Origin of the sequence: Subtercola sp. YIM 133946, assembly GCF_036553535.1 — a bacterium.
Lineage (GTDB): Bacteria > Actinomycetota > Actinomycetes > Actinomycetales > Microbacteriaceae > Subtercola.
In genome coordinates this window covers 70,262-85,796 of the sequence record NZ_JAZHPE010000032.1, presented here as the reverse complement: position 1 = coordinate 85,796, position 15,535 = coordinate 70,262, and the positions used below count along the sequence as shown (strand labels likewise).

Genomic DNA, 15,535 nt, shown 5'->3' with positions numbered 1-15,535 from the left:
GCCGCCCGCTCCGTGCCCATGACACCTGAGAACCACGATCAGCCGCGGTCGGGTCAGCCGAACGCCCCCGGCCGGCGTCGACGGCGGGCCGCACGGGCAGGTCGGGGCACGGCCCCGGTCGTGCTCTTCGACGCCACCGCCATCCCCGCGAACCGGGGCGGCGTGGGGCGCTACGTCGAGAACGTCGTCACCGAGCTGGTTCGGGCGGGCGTGAGACTCGCCGTGGTGTGCCAGCCCCGCGACCGCGCGTTCTTCGAGGCCGCAGGGGTGCGTAAGGTGTCGATCATCCCGGGCTGGGGTGATCGCGCGTCGGGCCGGTTCGTCTGGGAGCAGGTCGCGCTGCCGGGCCTCGCGCGCCGCATCGGGGCAACGGTCATCCACTCGCCGCACTACACCTTTCCGCTGCTCACCCGGCGGCGGCGCGTGGTCACCGTTCACGACCTCACGTTCTTCAGTGCGCCCGAACTGCACGGGCGTCTGAAGCGGGTCTTCTTCGGCGCCTGGATCAGGGCTGCCAAGCTCGCCCGCGTCACCGTCGTCACGCCGAGCCGCGCCACCGCGACGGAGTACCTGCGTTTCACCCACGCCCGGCCTAGCGAGGTGTTCGCGGCCCCGCTCGGCTACGACACCGCCGTGTTCCACCCCCCGACCGGCGACGAGGTGGCGGCATTCGCTGCCTCGCTCACGCCACGGCCGTCGTCGTGGGTCGCGTTTCTGGGCACCCTCGAACCACGCAAGAATGTGCCGGCCCTGGTGCGCGGTTTCACGACAGCCGTCGCGCCCCTGCCGGCCGACGATCGCCCCGCCCTGCTGCTCGCGGGCGGCGCCGGCTGGGACGACTCCGTTGCCGGCGCGGTCGCCGACGCGGTGAAGGCCGGCTTCGACGTGCGCCTGCTCGGCTACCTGCCGCTCGATCAGCTGCGCGCCCTGCTCGGCGGGGCGCTGGTGACCGCGTACCCGAGCCTCGGCGAGGGTTTCGGCCTGCCCGTGCTCGAAGCGATGGCCTGCGGCGGTGCCGTACTCACGACCGACCGCCTGTCGCTGCCCGAGGTGGGCGGCGACGCTGTCAGCTACACCGGCGTCGACTCGGGTAGCATTGCCACTTCGCTGGCGGCCCTGCTGGCGGCCCCCGCCGAACGGCGGCGGCTCGGCGAGCTCGGCATCGCCCGGGCATCCGGTTTCACCTGGGCGGCCTGCGCCCGGGTGCACCTGACGGCCTATCGGGCCGCCCTTGACCTGCCCGACACCCCGGAAGGATCGTAAGTGACCAGCAGCATCGCGCTGGTGACGGTGAGCTATTTCTCACGTCACGACGTCGTGGCGTGCCTGGCGTCGGTCGCGGGTGCGGCGGCCGAGCATCCCTCGGTCTACGTCGTGAACAACGCGGCGACGGATGACCTGCAGCAGGTGCTCGCCCCCTTCGCCCACACCACCCTGCTCAGCCCCGGCGAGAACCTCGGCTACGGCGCAGCGGTGAACTACGCGGCCGCGCGGCTCGACCCGGCCGCCGAATGGATTCTGGTCACCAACCCCGACGTCGAGTTCAGCCCCGGCAGCATCGACGAGCTGCTCGCGGTCGCGAGCGCCGACGACTCCATCGGGGTGGTCGGCCCCCGCATCACCAACGACGACGGCTCGATCTACCCCTCGGCTCGCGACCTGCCCTCGCTCACCGCAGGGGCCGGCCATGCGATCTTCCACCGCGTCTGGCCCGGTAATCCGTGGTCGAAGCGCTATCTGCGGGCCGACAAGTCGAAGACGACGAGCACCACCCCATTGCCGTCGGGCTGGCTGTCGGGCGCCTGCCTGCTGGTGCGCCGCTCGGCGTTCGACGAGGTCGGCGGGTTCGACGACCGCTTCTTCATGTACTTCGAAGACGTCGACCTGGCCGAACGGCTCGGTCTCGCCGACTGGCGCGTGCTCTACGTGCCGACGGCGAGCGTGCACCACGCCGGCGGAACCACCACGCAGGGCCACTCGGCGGCGATGCTGCGCGCGCACCACCAGAGCGCATACCTCTATCTCGCCAAGCGCTACCACCAGCCGTACTACCTGCCGGTGCGTGTCGCACTGCGCATCGGCCTCAAGGCGAGGGCCCTGACCGCTAGCCTGAGATCATGACCACCGCTGACACCGCGGCCCCGATGCCCGTGCGCGACTCCAGCTCTGATTCACCGGCCGAGCGCGCACCCGGCCGCCCGCTGACCGGCCTGCGGATGCTCGACGCACGCATCACGACCATCGCCTTCTGGGTGCTGCTGGCCGTCGGGTTCGGCCTGCGCATCCTGCTCACGTTCACCACCGCCTACACGATCGACTCTGACAACGCGGTCGTCTTCCTGGTGGCGAAGCACATCTCCGAGGGCGACATCGCCTGGTTCTTCTGGGGCCAGACCTATGGCGGCACGATGCTCGAGTTCGTGGCGGGCGCCGCCATGCTCGTCTTCGGCCCGCACGTGCAGGTGCTGGCCATCGTCGGCGCGCTCTTCTTCGCCGCGAGCGCCGTGCTCGTGCGACAGATCGCGGTGGGCGCCTTCGTCAGCCCGACCGTCGGCAACGTGGCCGGTGTGCTGTTCTGGTTCTCGGGCTACTGGACAGCCCGGGTGGGCACCAGCGAGCCGGGCTTCTACGGGCCCAGCCTGATGCTCGGGCTGCTGGCCATCTGGCTCGTACTGCGGGGCGACCGCCGCAAGTCGTACCTGCAGTGGGCCCTGATCGGGCTCGTCGCCGGGCTCGCGCTCTGGCAGTCGCCGATGGGCATCGCCCTGGCGGCGCCCGCGGTGCTGGTGCTGATGGTGCGTCATCGCTCGTGGCGGCACTATCTCGTGGGCGTGGCCGCCGGCATCGTCGGCGCCCTGCCCTGGCTGTTGCTCTTCGCGCACGGCCTCTCGGCGGTGAAGCCGCAGGCGACCGGCAACGGCGTGCTCGTGCAGAGCTTCACGACCTTCTTCACCCGGCTCATGCCCGGTGCGTTCTCGATCGAGGTGCCCGTCGCGCGGTACGTCTTCGCCCTGGTCTGCGTGCTGCTGCTGGCGCTGCTGGTCGTGCTCACGGTGCTGCAGCGCAACCTGTGGCTCGGCACGCTCGTGGTCTCGACCGCGGCCGTGCTCGTGGTGATCGTGGTCGGAACGGGCATCCTGCTGCAGGCCGACTCGCTGCGCTACACGGTGTTCGTGCTGCCGGCGCTGACCATCGCACTGGCCTGGCTGGTCACCCGGCTGCCGTTCGTGGGGCTCGTCGCCATGGCTCTGGCGATCACGTTCAGCGTGGTGCAGACCACAACGATGTTTCCCACCCTGAAGTTCAGCAGTCAGCCCACGTACCTGGTCGGTGACATTCCCGCCCTCGGCAACTACCTCGAAGAGCACGGCATCACCGCGGCCTACGGCGACTACTGGCTCGCCTACTCGGTGTCGGCCGAGACCGACGAGCGCGCCATGGTGGCCGCCGTCTCGGGCCCACGCCGCTACCCGCCGTACGAGGCGGCCGCGGCGGCGGCACCCGTGGCCACCGTGATCGTGTTCGTCGGCAACCAGAACGACCTCGCCATGCAGGCGAGCACCACCCTGCCACCGTCGACCCGCACGGTCGTCGCCGACTACGCCATCTACACCTTCGACCAGCCGTTCGACGCCTACACCTACCCCTGGGCGCTGTACTGATACCCGGCTGAGGTCAGCGCTGATCCGCCTCGGCTCAGCCCGACTGCCTCGGTGTGCTGAGCCTGCCCGCGGGTCAGCCCTGCCGCACCGTGAACAGCAGATAGCGATGGTCGTCGTCGGTGCTGACCACGCTCGGCGTGTCGGCGTTCGTCACCGCCGAGACCAAGCCGCGCCAGCCGCCCGGATCGTCGCTGTAGGCGTGCGTGTCGACCATCACCGCGCAGGCGCCCGACGAGCGGATGCCCGCGGCGAACCCACCGGGCGTGTCGGCGCCCTGCCAGAAGTCCTAGTCGTATGTGCCCCGCACCGCCCCGTAACTCCAGCGGATCGACCCGTCGGAGTAGACGTTCGGCAGGCCCTCGTCGTAGTCGCCCATCGTGCCGATGTCGCCCGTCTCCGGAAAACCCTTGGGCGGCAGTTGCACGACGCCGCAGCCGTCGGCGAGCTGACGCTCTGTGCTGCCAACGAACGCCCGCAGCGCCGAATCGGGCGTCACCTCGAGGTCGAACGTGCGGGAGGGGCCGACCACCTGGTCGACCACGATGACGGCGACGCGCATCCACGTCTTCGTGGCGAGAGTGTCGACGAGCACCGCGAGCAGGGCGCCGAGCCCGGCGATCGAGAAGAACAGGAAGGCGGCGACGAACGCCACCGTCAGCGCGCCGACACGACGGTCGTGAACGAACGCCCAGAGCCGGGTGCGGGGAGCGCTGTCGGCGGCCGAAGGGATCAGCGGCATCACGCGCAGCAGCAGAACGACGAGAACGAGCACGAAGGCGAGCGAGGCGACGACGGCCGACGACGGATTCTCTGACGTCGGCGCGATCGGCGACACCGCCTGCGCGACGTGAGCGCACGCCTGTGCACTACCGTGGAGCCAGGAACAGGTAGGGAGCACGGCATGCCAACGATCGAATTCGACGAGGTCGGGCATCCGGTCTGCAGCATCGTGATTCTGGCGTGGCGGCTCACCGATGTGCTCATCGAGTGCCTGCAGTCGATCGCGGCCAGTGTCGACGCGCCGGCCTACGAGGTCGTCATCGTGCTGAACGGCGCCACCGGCGAGGTGCGGCAGACGATCGCCGAGGGCGTGTCAGGTGCGCGCCTCGTCGACCTCGCCCACAACGTGGGGTTCGGTGGTGGCTGCAACGCCGGCGCCTCCGTCTCGCGCGGCGAGTACATCGTCTTTCTGAACGACGACACGATCGTCGAGCCGAACTGGCTGCGCACGCTGCACGCGGCGGCCGCCGACGCGCCGGAGGTCGGCGCCGTGGCGAGCGTGCTGCTGAACGTCGACGGCACGCTGCAGGAGGCCGGGTCGCGCGTACGCGAAGACACCGGCACGGTGCAGTTCGGCCGGGGGCTCACGCTCGCCGAGGCCGAGGCGCGCGGGCTGCTGGTCGTTCGGTCGATCGACTACGGATCTGCCGCGGCCGTGCTGGTACGGGCATCCGCGTTTCGAGAACTCTCAGGGTTCGACCCCGTCTACGAGCCGGCCTACTTCGAAGACGTCGACCTTCAGTTCAGGCTCAAGGCGGCCGGCTACGACGTGGTGCTCGAGCCTGCCGCACGGGTGGTGCACCGGTCGGGTGCGTCGACCGACGCCTCGCCCGTCTACCGCAGTTGGGCGCACGCGCACTCGAAGGAATTCTTCCGTGAGCGCTGGGCGGCCGTACTGGCCACCGCACCGGCCGAGGATGCCCCGGTCTCGGCTCTCTGCGTCATCGAACCCCAGCCCGACCTGGTGAACGGCGGGCGGCCGCTGTCGACCGCCGCCGAGATCAGCGCGGGTGCGGCGGTCACGGCCCTCAGCATGGCGCAGGGCTTCGGGGAGTGGTCGGCGGCGCACTACGAAGAAGCCCTGGCCGACTACCTCCGGGTCGAGAAGCTGTACTACGACACCGAGGCCCTCTGGTCGAAGCGCGTCGACAAGCTCAGCGACCTGCTCGAAGAGCGGGCCGTGCGCATCGCGGAGCTCGAGAGCACGGTCGACGAGCTGACGGTCGAGGCAGACCGGCTGCACGACCTCAACACGCGCAGCCCCGTCGGCATCGCCAAGTGGCAGGCCGGCCAGGCCATCGCCCGCATCAGGCGCGGGCGCACCGAATGATGGCCGCCTCGGTGACCACCGGCACGCCGCCCACTGCAGTCCGGCGCCCGGGGCCCGAGCCTGTGAGCCCGGCGCCTCGGCTGACAGAGCGCTGTAATAGAATCGGTGCCCATGCGAACCAGCCCTGAATCGACCGCCGCAGACCCGCGGTCAGAGGCGCCCCAGGGTGTCACCCTCCCCTCGGCCGAACAGATCGACACCTGGTTCAGCGGCCTCGACGTGGGGGTCGGCGCGGGCACTCCCACCGTGAAGGAGCTGCAGGCCAGCCTCAGCTGGCGCGTCACCGAACCCCTTCGAGCGGTCAAGGCCCGCGAACGGCTCTCGCTGCTGAAGGCGGGCAAGCTGCCCATTCCGACGCACGCCGCGCCGCCGACGGCGCTCGCCGACGCCCGCCGGGCACTCGAACAGCGCCTGCGCCAGGTGGCCCCGCACCTGCTGCCGGGCAGCACCCCCGCCGAACTGCGGGCCCTCACCCTCGAGCACCTGCTCGGTCGGCTGACCTTCGCCGTGCACACCTCGGGCCTCGACAGCGAGCTCTGGCTGCTGATGATCGCGGTCGGCGGCTGTTTTCCCGACCAGGCGCAGCTCTTCGCCCTGCGGCGCGACCTGCGCCGGGTCAGCCACCGCGACGCCACCGCGCGCATCCTGCACCACTGCGGCGTGTGGACCTCGCGCCTGCACTCCCACCTGCGCACGATCGAGCTGGTGCACGACCGGCCCGTGGCGTTCGCCGACTTCACCGCGCGCTTCGGGTTCAACTCGGGCATCCAGCGGGTCACCCGGCAGACCCTCTCGCACTGGAACGGCCGGCACCGCTTCGAGCTCGCCGCCCTGACCGCCGACGGCACGGCACTGCGCACGCTCGACGCCGATGAGCGCGACCGCGTGCTCGCGTGGAGTGGCGACGACGACAGCGTTCGCGCCGACAACGAGCCCGACCGTGACGAGACCACTGTGAAGCTCATCGTGCCGTGGCAGACCACCGTGTTCGTGCCCGAGGTGCCCGCCGGCCACGGCACCGCCACGCTGACCGCGCTCGCCCGGTTCTCCGACAACTACACCATCGCCATCGGCTACGACACCATTCCCGTCTCGAGCGGCCACTTCGTGCACCGCTCGCTGACGCTGCAGTTCGTGTCGTACCTGTCGATGCTGAAGTACTTCGACGAGGTGGTCGCCATCTCCGAAGCGACCAACGGCGAGTTCCTCGGCTTCAGCGAGGCGCTGACCATGCAGGGCCTGCCCGGCCCGAAGGTCGTGACCGAGCTGCTGCCCATCGAGCACATCCCGGCCGACTCCGACGCCCTCGCCGAGGCCGACGCCGACGAGCCCTCTGATTCGTCAACCGGTGCCGGCCTGCCGATGGTGCTGTCGGTAGGCAGCAACGAGCCACGAAAGAACCAGCTCACCGTCATCTACGCCAGCGAGGTGCTCTGGCGCCAGGGCAAGCAGTTCAGCCTCGTGGTGCTCGGCGGCCGGGGTGACAAGAACTACACCGACATTCCCGATGCGGTGGCCGCCCTGCGTGCGCAGGGCCGCCCGATCGAGCTGCGGCGCGACGTCGACGAGGCCCACCTCGCGCAGGCCTACCGAGACGCCCGGTTCAGCGTGTTCATCTCGATTCAGGAAGGCTACGGCCTGCCCGTGGCCGAGTCGCTCGCCGTGGGCACACCCGTGGTCACGACGAGCTACGGCAGCACGTCTGAGATCGCGGCCGACGGCGGATGCCTCGCCGTCGATCCGCGTGACGACGACCGTATCGTCGAGACGATGGGGCGCCTGCTCGACGATGACGACATGCTGGCCGAGCTCGAGGCGCAGATCGAGGCGCGCCACGACACGAGCTGGGGTGACTATGCCGATGCGCTCTGGCGCATCGTCGAGGCCGGGGAGGCCCAGAAGTGACCGACACCGTGAGCAACATCGACTCAGACGACACCGTCGACGCGAGCAACACCGTCGATACGAGCGACACCATCGATTCGAGCATCCGCACCCTCATCGGAGACCTCGGCGGCGAAGCCCCGGCCCAATCTCACGCCGGCGAGCTGCACGAGCTGCTCGCCACCGCCCTCGCCACCGATCTCTCGGCCGCGCGGCTGTGGCTCACCTGGGCGGCGATCCGCGGCGAGCTGCCCACCGAGGCCGACCTCATCGGCTTTCGCCGCGACATCGTGCTGAACGGCGCCGGCACCGCCCTCCGGGGGCTGGGCTCCCGCGCCGACTCGAGCATCTTCGGTCTCTCGGCCCAGGTCGAGGTGCTGCGCGACCCCATCCTCGTCGACGTGCACCACACCAGCAGCACCAGCACCATGTCGGGAATCCAGCGGGTCGTTCGCGAGACGACCGGCCGCTGGGCGTCGGCGCACGACCTCGTGTTCGTCGCCTGGGCCGACAACGGCCGCGCGCTGCGCCGGCTGACCGGTAAAGAGGAGGCGCGCATGCGCGGCGGCGACCCCTCGACCGCGGCTCCCGACCAGGTCACTCGCCTCGTCATTCCCAACGGCGGCATCATGATGATTCCCGAGCTGGCCGCCGACGCCGAACGCGCCGAACGCTTTCTGGCCATGGCCCGGTTCTCGAGTACCCGTGTCGCCTACATCGGCTACGACTGCGTGCCGCTGACATCGGGCGAGACCGCGTCGATTCCGATCGCAGCGCACTTTCCGCTCTACCTCGACGCCGTGGCCTACGCCGACAGGGTAGCGGCCATCTCGGCTTCGACAGCCTATGAATTCGAGTCGTGGAAGAAGATGCTGCCCTCGTCGGGTCGGTCGGGGCCCGATGTTCGCACTGTCTTTCTGGCCGGCGACTCCACCGAGCCGTCCGACGACGACCTCGCCAAGGCCAGGGTCGCCTTCACACTTCGTGACGGCGTGCCGATGGTGCTCGTCGTCGGCAGCCACGAACCGCGCAAGAACCACCTCTCGGTGCTGCAGGCGGCCCGTGTGCTCTGGAACGAAGGGCAGCAGTTCACCCTCGTCATGATCGGCAGCGCGTCGTGGAACAGCGCCCCGTTCGACAATCTCGCGAAGTCGCTGCAAGAGCAGGGGCATCCGCTGCTCGTCTTCTCGAACTCGTCTGACTCACTCATCTCGGCGGGCTACCGGCTGGCCACGGTGTCGATCTTCACGTCGTTCCACGAGGGGTTCGGGCTGCCGATCGTCGAGTCGCTGCGCGCCGGCACTCCCGTCATCTCGTCGAACGTCGGCAGCATGCTCGAACTCGCCGAACGCTACGGCGGCGTCATCACCGTCGACCCGCACTCGGATGCCCAGCTCGAGAACGCGCTGCGAAGTGCCCTCGTCGACCCTGCTGTGCTCGAGCAGAAGCGCCGCGACCTGGCCGCGAACGAGTACCAGACCTGGGAGAAGTACTCCAGCGACGTCTGGGACTACTTCACCGCCGACTAGAACAGCACCGCGCCGTCGACGAACAGGGTCGACCCCGTCGAGTTCTCGTAGATCTCGAACTTCAGCGACGTGTGGTCGGCCTTCGTCAGCGGCAGCACCACCGACACCGGCGTCCAGGTGCCGCCCACCGAGAACGCCGTGGTGGCCACCTCTGTCGTGCCGCCGAGCGCCCAGATGGCGAGCGTGCCGCTGAACTTCTTCGACGGGTCTGACGACCTCAGCCACACCTGTGCCGTGTAGGAGTCGCCCACGATCGTCTCTCGGCTGACCGACTGCGCCAGCGAGCTGCCCGGAGTCTGGGTGTTCGTGGCACCGAACCAGCCGCCGTTCTGCGACGCGATGCCCGTGGCCGCCGTGCTGTAGACGGCGGTGTTGATCGTGCCGTTGCCGGGGCCCCAGTTGTCGAACGCGCCGCCCTCGAACGACCCCGCGGTGAGCAGGTTCGCGGCCAGCACCCCGTCGTCGAGGTAGAGCGTGTTGGCGGTGCTGTTGAGGTAGATCTCTGGCTTCAGCGTCGTGATCGGCTGGCTGATGTCGGTGGTCACGATCACCTGGCTCCACTTGTTCGTCGCCGTGAAGTTCGTACCGTTCGCATAGGCGACGCCGTCGCCGAGCCCCCAGAGGCTCAGTGTGCCCGAGAACTTCGAGCCCGCCACGGCAGACTTCACCCAGATCGAGAACGAATACCTGCCGCCGACCGGTGGCGACGCCGCGACGAGCTGAGCGAGCGAGTGCCCGGGCACGTCGGTGTTGGTCGCCCCGAACCACGAGCCGCTGTGCGCCGCCCCGGCGTCTTGGTAGAACGCACGGTTCACGAAGCCGTTGCCGGGAATCCAGTTGCCCTGCGAGTTCTCGAACCCGGGCGACGAGAGCAGGTTCTTCAGCGGCGGCGCCTGCCCGTAGGTCAGCGCGGCATTGTCGATGAACAGCGTGCTCGGCGCGACCGTGTCCATGTAGACCTCGAGTTTCACCTGCGAGTGAGCGGATGCCCGTACCGGCAGCTTCACCGTGACCTGCTGCCAGCTGCCACCGACCGTGAACGCGGTACTCGCGGCCTCGAGCTGCCCGTCGAGCCCCCAGAGCGCGACAGACCCGCTGAACGGCTCGCCGTAGGCCGATCGCAGCCAGATGCTCGCGGTGACCTGCTGGCCGACGCTCACGCTTGTCGTGACCGTCTGCGCAATCGACCGGCCCGGCACCGTGGTGTTCGAGGCGAAGAACCACGAGCCGTTCTGAGCCGCCGAGGCGTTGTTGTAGGCGACCTGGTTGACGAAGCCGTTGCCGGCACCCCATCCGCTCGCTCCGCCCTCGAACGACGGCGACTGCAGCCCGCCGCCGGTGGGGTCACCGAACCAGGTGTTGAAGAACACCCAGAAGTTGCGGTTGCCGTAGGCCGAGCATCCGTCGCCCGTGCCGTACAGGTTCGCCAGCGCCGCGGCGTTCGGCTGGTACGGCGTGTAGATGTAGAGGTTGGCGGTGGCCTGGTTCTGGATGTACACCGGCGACGACCCGCACGACGCGTTCGGGTTGTAGAGGATGTTGTTCACGCGGCCGGGCTGGTAGCTCCACGACGAGCTGTTCTTCGTGTAGCTCTGAAACTGCGCGGCGGCGGAATACACCTGGTTGAAGAAGCCGTAGTAGGTCGAGTCGCAGGCCGCCGTGTCGGGGCAGCCGTAGCCGAGGGCGCTGCGATACATCGAGGCCGTCGGCGACGAGCTGCTGACCAGACCCTGCTCCTTCTCGAGCATCACCAGGATCACCTGGGGGTTGATGCTGCAGGCCGTGGCCACCTTCGCGATGATCTGCGCCGCCGTCTCGTTGCCCGAGCCCTGGTAGGTGGCGCAGTACTTCGTGGCGGCGCGGGTGGCGGTCGCCTGGCTGAAGTTCTTCAGGCAGGGCTGGCCGTTCGAGGCCGCGCAGCTCGACACCTTCGAGTTGAGGAACGACTGCACATCGCCCGCCGACATCGACGAGCTGTTGAAGAACGTCGCGTCGCTGATGATGTAGCCCGGGTTGAAGCTCGAGCCCGACAGGGCGGATGCGGCCGGAGCGGTCGCGGTGTCGACTGCGGCGAGGCCGCCGACGACCAGGGCCAGAACGGCCGCGAAAGCGAGCAGGCGCGAACGGAGGGGGCGGGTCGGCGTCTTGTCTGCGCGGGCGGCGCGACGCGAGCGGACGCTCGTCGACGCGCTCACGGGATGTCCACCTGGAACGCAGCTGACTGCCCGTTCGAGGTCGACGACGAGTACGCCACCACCACGTTCCACGAGCCCGAGGTGAGAGCGGGCGAGGCGAGCACCTGCGACCCGCAGTCGGTCGAGCTGGCCGAGGGCTGGGCGGCGAACGAGGCCGACGCCGTCGCGGGCCCGGAGGTCGAGGTGGCCGTGATCGTGCACGTTCCGTCTGACTCGACGATCTGCGGCACGTTCGAGCTGACGTCGATGCCGCCGTCGGCGGCGTTCCAGCCGGCCGAGACGATGAACGGCGTCACGGCGGTCACTGGCGGCACCGGAGGGGTGGTCGGCGTGGCGGTGGGCGCCGGGGTCGGCGTCGGGGTCGGCGTCGGTGTCGCGGTGGCCGTCGGCACCGGAGTGCGCGTCGGGGTGGGCCTCGGCGTGACCGATGCCGATGCAGACGGCGAGGCCGTTGCGGGTGCCGACGGCGCGAACACCCCGCTCAGCAGAAAGAACCATGCCGCCGCCGCCAGCAGCGCGAGCACGGCGACGCCCACGATCACCCAGACCCACCAGAGACTACGTCGCTCATCCATCAGCTCGTCAGCCTAGGCGCAGCACCCCGGGTTGACCGCGCTGCAGCCGGGCGAGTTGCGCAAGTGGCCCGGCGAACGGGGCGTGCCACCGACCGGAGCGAGGCTGGGTGCTACTCTTAACCGGTTTGTGCCCCACCCACCGGCACATCGACTTCTCACCAGCGCATGCGCCCCAGCTGCGGCGCATCGACACACCCACAGAAAGACCGTTGCACCACATGCCGAAGACCGCACTAGTAGCCGGAGGCGCCGGCTTCGTCGGTTCGCATCTCTGCGAAGAGCTGCTCAACCGCGGCTACCGCGTCGTCGCCGTCGACAATTTCATCACCGGCGCGGCCAAGAACGTCGCTCACCTGGTCGGCAACGAGAACTTCACCCTGCTCGAGATCGACGCCGAGACCGCCGAGCAGATCGACGAGACGTTCGATCTCGTCATGCACTTCGCGAGCCCCGCGTCTCCGCCGCGCTACCTCGCGCACCCGATCGAGACCCTGCACGCCGGCTCGACGGTGACCGAGGCGCTGCTGAACGTCGCCCGCCGAGACGGCGCCCGCTTCATTCTGGCGTCGACCTCTGAGGTGTACGGCGACCCGCACGTGCATCCGCAGGTCGAAGAGTACTGGGGCAACGTCTCGTCGACCGGGCCGCGCAGCGTCTACGACGAGGCCAAGCGCTACGCCGAGGCGATCACGTTCGCCTACCGCCGCTACTACGAGACCAACACGGGCGTCGTGCGGCTGTTCAACACCTACGGCCCCCGTATGGATCCAGACGACGGCCGCGCCATCCCCGCGTTCGCCAAGGCGGCGCTGGCGAACGTGCCGATTCCGCTGCACGGCGACGGCAGCCAGACCCGCTCGCTCTGCTACGTCGACGACCAGGTCGCCGGCATCCTGCTGCTCGCAGCGAGCGACGAACCCGGGCCCATCAACATCGGCAACCCGCACGAGCAATCGCTGCTCGAGATCGCCGAGCTGGTGATCGAACTGGCCGGCAGCACCTCGACCATCGAACTGCACCCGCGCCCGGTCGACGACCCCGAGCGGCGCCAGCCCGACATCACCAAGGCGCAGACGCTCCTGGGCTGGAACCCGCGCGTCGACGTGCACGAAGGCCTCGCGCGCACCATCGCGTGGTTCACCGACAACTGACCACCCTTTCCCGTAGCTTTCGAAAGGCGACTGTGAAGCTCTCTGTTCTGATGCCCGTGTACAACGAGCAAGCGACCCTGCAAAAGGTTCTCGACCGTGTTCTCGCCATCGCGTGGCAGAAAGAGGTCGACGTCGAGTTCGTCATCGTCAACGACGGCAGCAAAGACAACACGAAAGACATTCTCGACGGCATTCAGGATGACCGGGTCACCGTCTTCCACCAGCCCGTCAACCGGGGCAAGGGTGCGGCGATCCGCAAGGCGGCGTCGCTCGCCGGCGGCGACTACCTGATCATCTGCGACGCCGACGAGGAGTACCGGCCGAGCGAGATCCCCATGCTCGTGCAGCCGATTCTCGACGGCGAGGCGAAGATCGTCTACGGCACCCGCACGTTCGGCAGCCACACCTCATTCTCGTACTGGTACGTCATCGGCAACCGCGGCGTGAACCTGTTCACGAACATCATCTTCAACTCGTACGTCTCCGACGTCGAGACCTGCTACAAGCTCATGCCCACGAAGCTGTACCGCTCGCTGAAGATCACGTCGAACGGCTTCGGCATGGAAGCCGAGATCACCGGCAAGCTGCTCGCGCGCGGCTACCGCCCCTACGAGATCCCCATCTCGTACAAGGCCCGCACGCGCGCCGAGGGCAAGAAGATCACCGCGTGGGACGGCGTCGAGGCGCTCTGGATCCTGCTCAAGATCCGCCTGCGCGAGGGCTCGCGCCGCCAGCCGCCCGCCGTCGACCCCTTCTAGAGCTCGGCTCGACGATCGACTGACGGGTTCAGAACAGTGCCGGGGCTCCGCACTGTTCGAAACCCGTGAATCGATCGGGCCCAGGGGGCCGTCAGTCCTGCAGCAGCCGCTCGAGGTACGAGCCGTAGCCGCTCTTCAGCAGCGGGGCCGCGAGCGCCCGCAGCTCGTCGTCGGTGATCCAGCCGGCGCGCCAGGCGATCTCTTCGATGCAGCCGATCTTGAAGCCCTGTCGGTCTTCGATGACCCGCACGAACTCGCTCGCCTGCACCATCGATTCGAACGTTCCCGTGTCGAGCCAGGCGGTGCCGCGGTCGAGCACGGTGACGCGCAGCGCACCCGACTCGAGGTACCGCTCGTTCACCGTCGAGATCTCGAGCTCGCCGCGGGCGCTCGGGGTGATGGTCTTGGCGATCTCGATGACGCTGTTGTCGTAGAAGTACAGCCCCGGCACGGCGAAGTTGCTCTTGGGCTGCGCGGGCTTCTCCTCGATCGAGACGACCATGCCGTCGTCGTCGAACTCGACGACGCCGTACGCGTTCGGGGTCGACACCTGGTAGGCGAAGATGAGTGCCCCGTCGATCTCGACGTGCTCGCGCATCGCGGTGCCCAGCCCGGTGCCGTGAAAGATGTTGTCGCCGAGCACCAGCGCCACGCTGTCGTCGCCGATGAACCGCTCGCCGATCAGAAACGCCTGCGCGAGCCCGTCGGGCCGCTCCTGCACCGCGTATTCGATCGAGATGCCGAGCGCCGAGCCGTCGCCGAGCAGCGCTTCGAACTGCGCGCGGTACTCGGGCGAGGTGATCACCAGCACCTCGCGGATGCCGGCCAGCATCAGCGTCGACAGAGGGTAGTAGATCATCGGCTTGTCGTAGATGGGCATCAGCTGCTTGCTGATGCCTTTCGTGATCGGCCACAGCCGTGTGCCGGTTCCGCCGGCCAGAATGATTCCGCGCACCCGTCAGGCCCCTATCCGTTCAACGAAGCATAGTATGCGCGGGCCTCGGCCCAGGTGGGCAGCAGACCGGCGGCGGCCGCCTCGGCGAGGCCAGGGGCATCCGTGTCTTTCGGGCTCAGCAGCGGATCGCCGGCCTCGGGCGGAAACGCGAGCCCCACCTCGGCGTCGAGCGGGTTGATGGCGTGCTCGCGCTGCGGCTGGAAGACGTCGGTGACGAGGTAGCTCACGGTGGCGTCGTCGGTCAGCGCCACGAACGCGTGACCGAGCCCTTCGGCGAGGTAGACCGAACGGTGGTGCGTCTGGTCGAGCAGCACCGCATCCCAGTGCCCGAAGGTGGGCGACCCCACCCTGATGTCGATGACGTAGTCGAGCACCGAGCCCGCCATCGCCGACACGTACTTCGCCTGGCCCAGCGGAATGTCGGCGAAGTGGATGCCGCGCACGACCCCCTTCTTCGACACCGACACGTTCGCCTGGCGAAGGGCGAGCGGATGCCCGACCACCTCGGCGAGCTCGTCGAAGCGGTACCACTCGAAGAACACACCACGGTCGTCTTCGTGCTGACGTGGGGTGATCTCGTACGCATCAGGGATCGACAGTTCACGAATATCCACCCCCGAATCCTAGCGGCTCCACCCCTTTCAGTAAGCTGGAGCCGTCCGCGGGCGACTCAGACGACCGCTGCTCTGCGCCCCTCACCAGAAAGAAGACCGACG

General features: G+C 68.8%; 14 protein-coding genes. 9 read left to right on the top strand and 5 right to left on the bottom strand.

The window, feature by feature from the left end; all coding sequences use genetic code 11:
* Nucleotides 1-18 precede the first annotated feature (18 nt).
* Genes V3W46_RS11100 through V3W46_RS11090 form a run of 3 tightly spaced genes read left to right on the top strand, consistent with a single transcriptional unit; the run spans nt 19 to nt 3,662 of the window.
* Nucleotides 19-1,263 carry a glycosyltransferase family 4 protein gene (locus V3W46_RS11100; RefSeq protein WP_331783177.1) on the top strand — a complete coding sequence of 415 codons (1,245 nt, stop codon included), beginning with the start codon at nt 19-21 and terminating at the stop codon, nt 1,261-1,263.
* Complete coding sequence (locus V3W46_RS11095; RefSeq protein WP_331783176.1) at nt 1,264-2,121, top strand: glycosyltransferase family 2 protein; 858 nt, start codon at nt 1,264-1,266, stop codon at nt 2,119-2,121.
* Nucleotides 2,118-3,662, top strand: a complete 1,545-nt coding sequence (locus V3W46_RS11090; RefSeq protein ID WP_331783175.1) for a hypothetical protein — start codon at nt 2,118-2,120, stop codon at nt 3,660-3,662. The genes V3W46_RS11095 and V3W46_RS11090 overlap by 4 nt, the downstream gene beginning before the upstream one ends.
* A gap of 73 nt (nt 3,663-3,735) precedes the next feature.
* Here V3W46_RS11090 and V3W46_RS11085 read toward each other — a convergent pair whose 3' ends face one another.
* Nucleotides 3,736-3,876, bottom strand: a complete 141-nt coding sequence (locus V3W46_RS11085) for a hypothetical protein (RefSeq protein WP_331783174.1) — start codon at nt 3,874-3,876, stop codon at nt 3,736-3,738.
* A 72-nt stretch (nt 3,877-3,948) separates the two neighbouring features.
* Nucleotides 3,949-4,497 (bottom strand): hypothetical protein, encoded by a 549-nt coding sequence (locus V3W46_RS11080; protein ID WP_331783173.1) that lies wholly within the window; start codon nt 4,495-4,497, stop codon nt 3,949-3,951.
* Nucleotides 4,498-4,563: 66 nt separating this feature from the next.
* Here V3W46_RS11080 and V3W46_RS11075 point away from each other — a divergent pair, with 66 nt between their 5' ends.
* From V3W46_RS11075 to V3W46_RS11065, 3 genes are all read left to right on the top strand, one after another.
* Complete coding sequence (locus V3W46_RS11075; protein ID WP_331783172.1) at nt 4,564-5,772, top strand: glycosyltransferase family 2 protein; 1,209 nt, start codon at nt 4,564-4,566, stop codon at nt 5,770-5,772.
* A gap of 111 nt (nt 5,773-5,883) precedes the next feature.
* Complete coding sequence (locus V3W46_RS11070) at nt 5,884-7,677, top strand: glycosyltransferase (RefSeq protein WP_331783171.1); 1,794 nt, start codon at nt 5,884-5,886, stop codon at nt 7,675-7,677.
* Entirely contained in the window at nt 7,674-9,185 is a 1,512-nt protein-coding gene (locus tag V3W46_RS11065) for a glycosyltransferase (protein ID WP_331783170.1), read from the top strand. The genes V3W46_RS11070 and V3W46_RS11065 overlap by 4 nt, the downstream gene beginning before the upstream one ends.
* Here the strand turns inward: V3W46_RS11065 and V3W46_RS11060 are convergent.
* A complete protein-coding gene (locus V3W46_RS11060) occupies nt 9,182-11,380 on the bottom strand; it encodes a carbohydrate binding domain-containing protein (protein ID WP_331783169.1) in 2,199 nt (732 codons plus the stop codon). The two genes, V3W46_RS11065 and V3W46_RS11060, sit on opposite strands and share 4 nt — an antisense overlap.
* Before the next feature lie 3 nt (nt 11,381-11,383).
* Here V3W46_RS11060 and V3W46_RS11055 point away from each other — a divergent pair, with 3 nt between their 5' ends.
* The 3 genes from V3W46_RS11055 to V3W46_RS11045 all read left to right on the top strand — a co-directional run bounded on the left by V3W46_RS11055 (nt 11,384) and on the right by V3W46_RS11045 (nt 13,864).
* Complete coding sequence (locus tag V3W46_RS11055) at nt 11,384-11,971, top strand: hypothetical protein (protein ID WP_331783168.1); 588 nt, start codon at nt 11,384-11,386, stop codon at nt 11,969-11,971.
* 202 nt (nt 11,972-12,173) lie between these two features.
* Nucleotides 12,174-13,106 (top strand): NAD-dependent epimerase/dehydratase family protein, encoded by a 933-nt coding sequence (locus V3W46_RS11050; protein ID WP_331783167.1) that lies wholly within the window; start codon nt 12,174-12,176, stop codon nt 13,104-13,106.
* 32 nt (nt 13,107-13,138) lie between these two features.
* A complete protein-coding gene (locus V3W46_RS11045) occupies nt 13,139-13,864 on the top strand; it encodes a glycosyltransferase family 2 protein (RefSeq protein WP_331783166.1) in 726 nt (241 codons plus the stop codon).
* Between the two features lie 91 nt (nt 13,865-13,955).
* On the opposite strand, the gene rfbA is transcribed toward V3W46_RS11045, so the two are convergent.
* On the bottom strand, nt 13,956-14,819 hold the full coding sequence (gene rfbA / locus V3W46_RS11040) for a glucose-1-phosphate thymidylyltransferase RfbA (protein ID WP_331783165.1): 864 nt from the start codon (nt 14,817-14,819) through the stop codon (nt 13,956-13,958).
* A gap of 11 nt (nt 14,820-14,830) precedes the next feature.
* Nucleotides 14,831-15,433 (bottom strand): dTDP-4-dehydrorhamnose 3,5-epimerase family protein, encoded by a 603-nt coding sequence (locus V3W46_RS11035; protein ID WP_331783164.1) that lies wholly within the window; start codon nt 15,431-15,433, stop codon nt 14,831-14,833.
* Between the last annotated feature and the right edge of the window lie 102 nt (nt 15,434-15,535).

Coding starts and splice junctions, on each gene's coding strand:
- V3W46_RS11100 (WP_331783177.1), top strand. CDS start 19: ATGACACCTGAGAACCACGATCAGCCGCGGTCGGGTCAGCCGAACGCC.
- V3W46_RS11090 (WP_331783175.1), top strand. CDS start 2,118: ATGACCACCGCTGACACCGCGGCCCCGATGCCCGTGCGCGACTCCAGC.
- V3W46_RS11085 (WP_331783174.1), bottom strand. CDS start 3,876: ATGGTCGACACGCACGCCTACAGCGACGATCCGGGCGGCTGGCGCGGC.
- V3W46_RS11075 (WP_331783172.1), top strand. CDS start 4,564: ATGCCAACGATCGAATTCGACGAGGTCGGGCATCCGGTCTGCAGCATC.
- V3W46_RS11070 (WP_331783171.1), top strand. CDS start 5,884: ATGCGAACCAGCCCTGAATCGACCGCCGCAGACCCGCGGTCAGAGGCG.
- V3W46_RS11055 (WP_331783168.1), top strand. CDS start 11,384: ATGTCCACCTGGAACGCAGCTGACTGCCCGTTCGAGGTCGACGACGAG.
- V3W46_RS11050 (WP_331783167.1), top strand. CDS start 12,174: ATGCCGAAGACCGCACTAGTAGCCGGAGGCGCCGGCTTCGTCGGTTCG.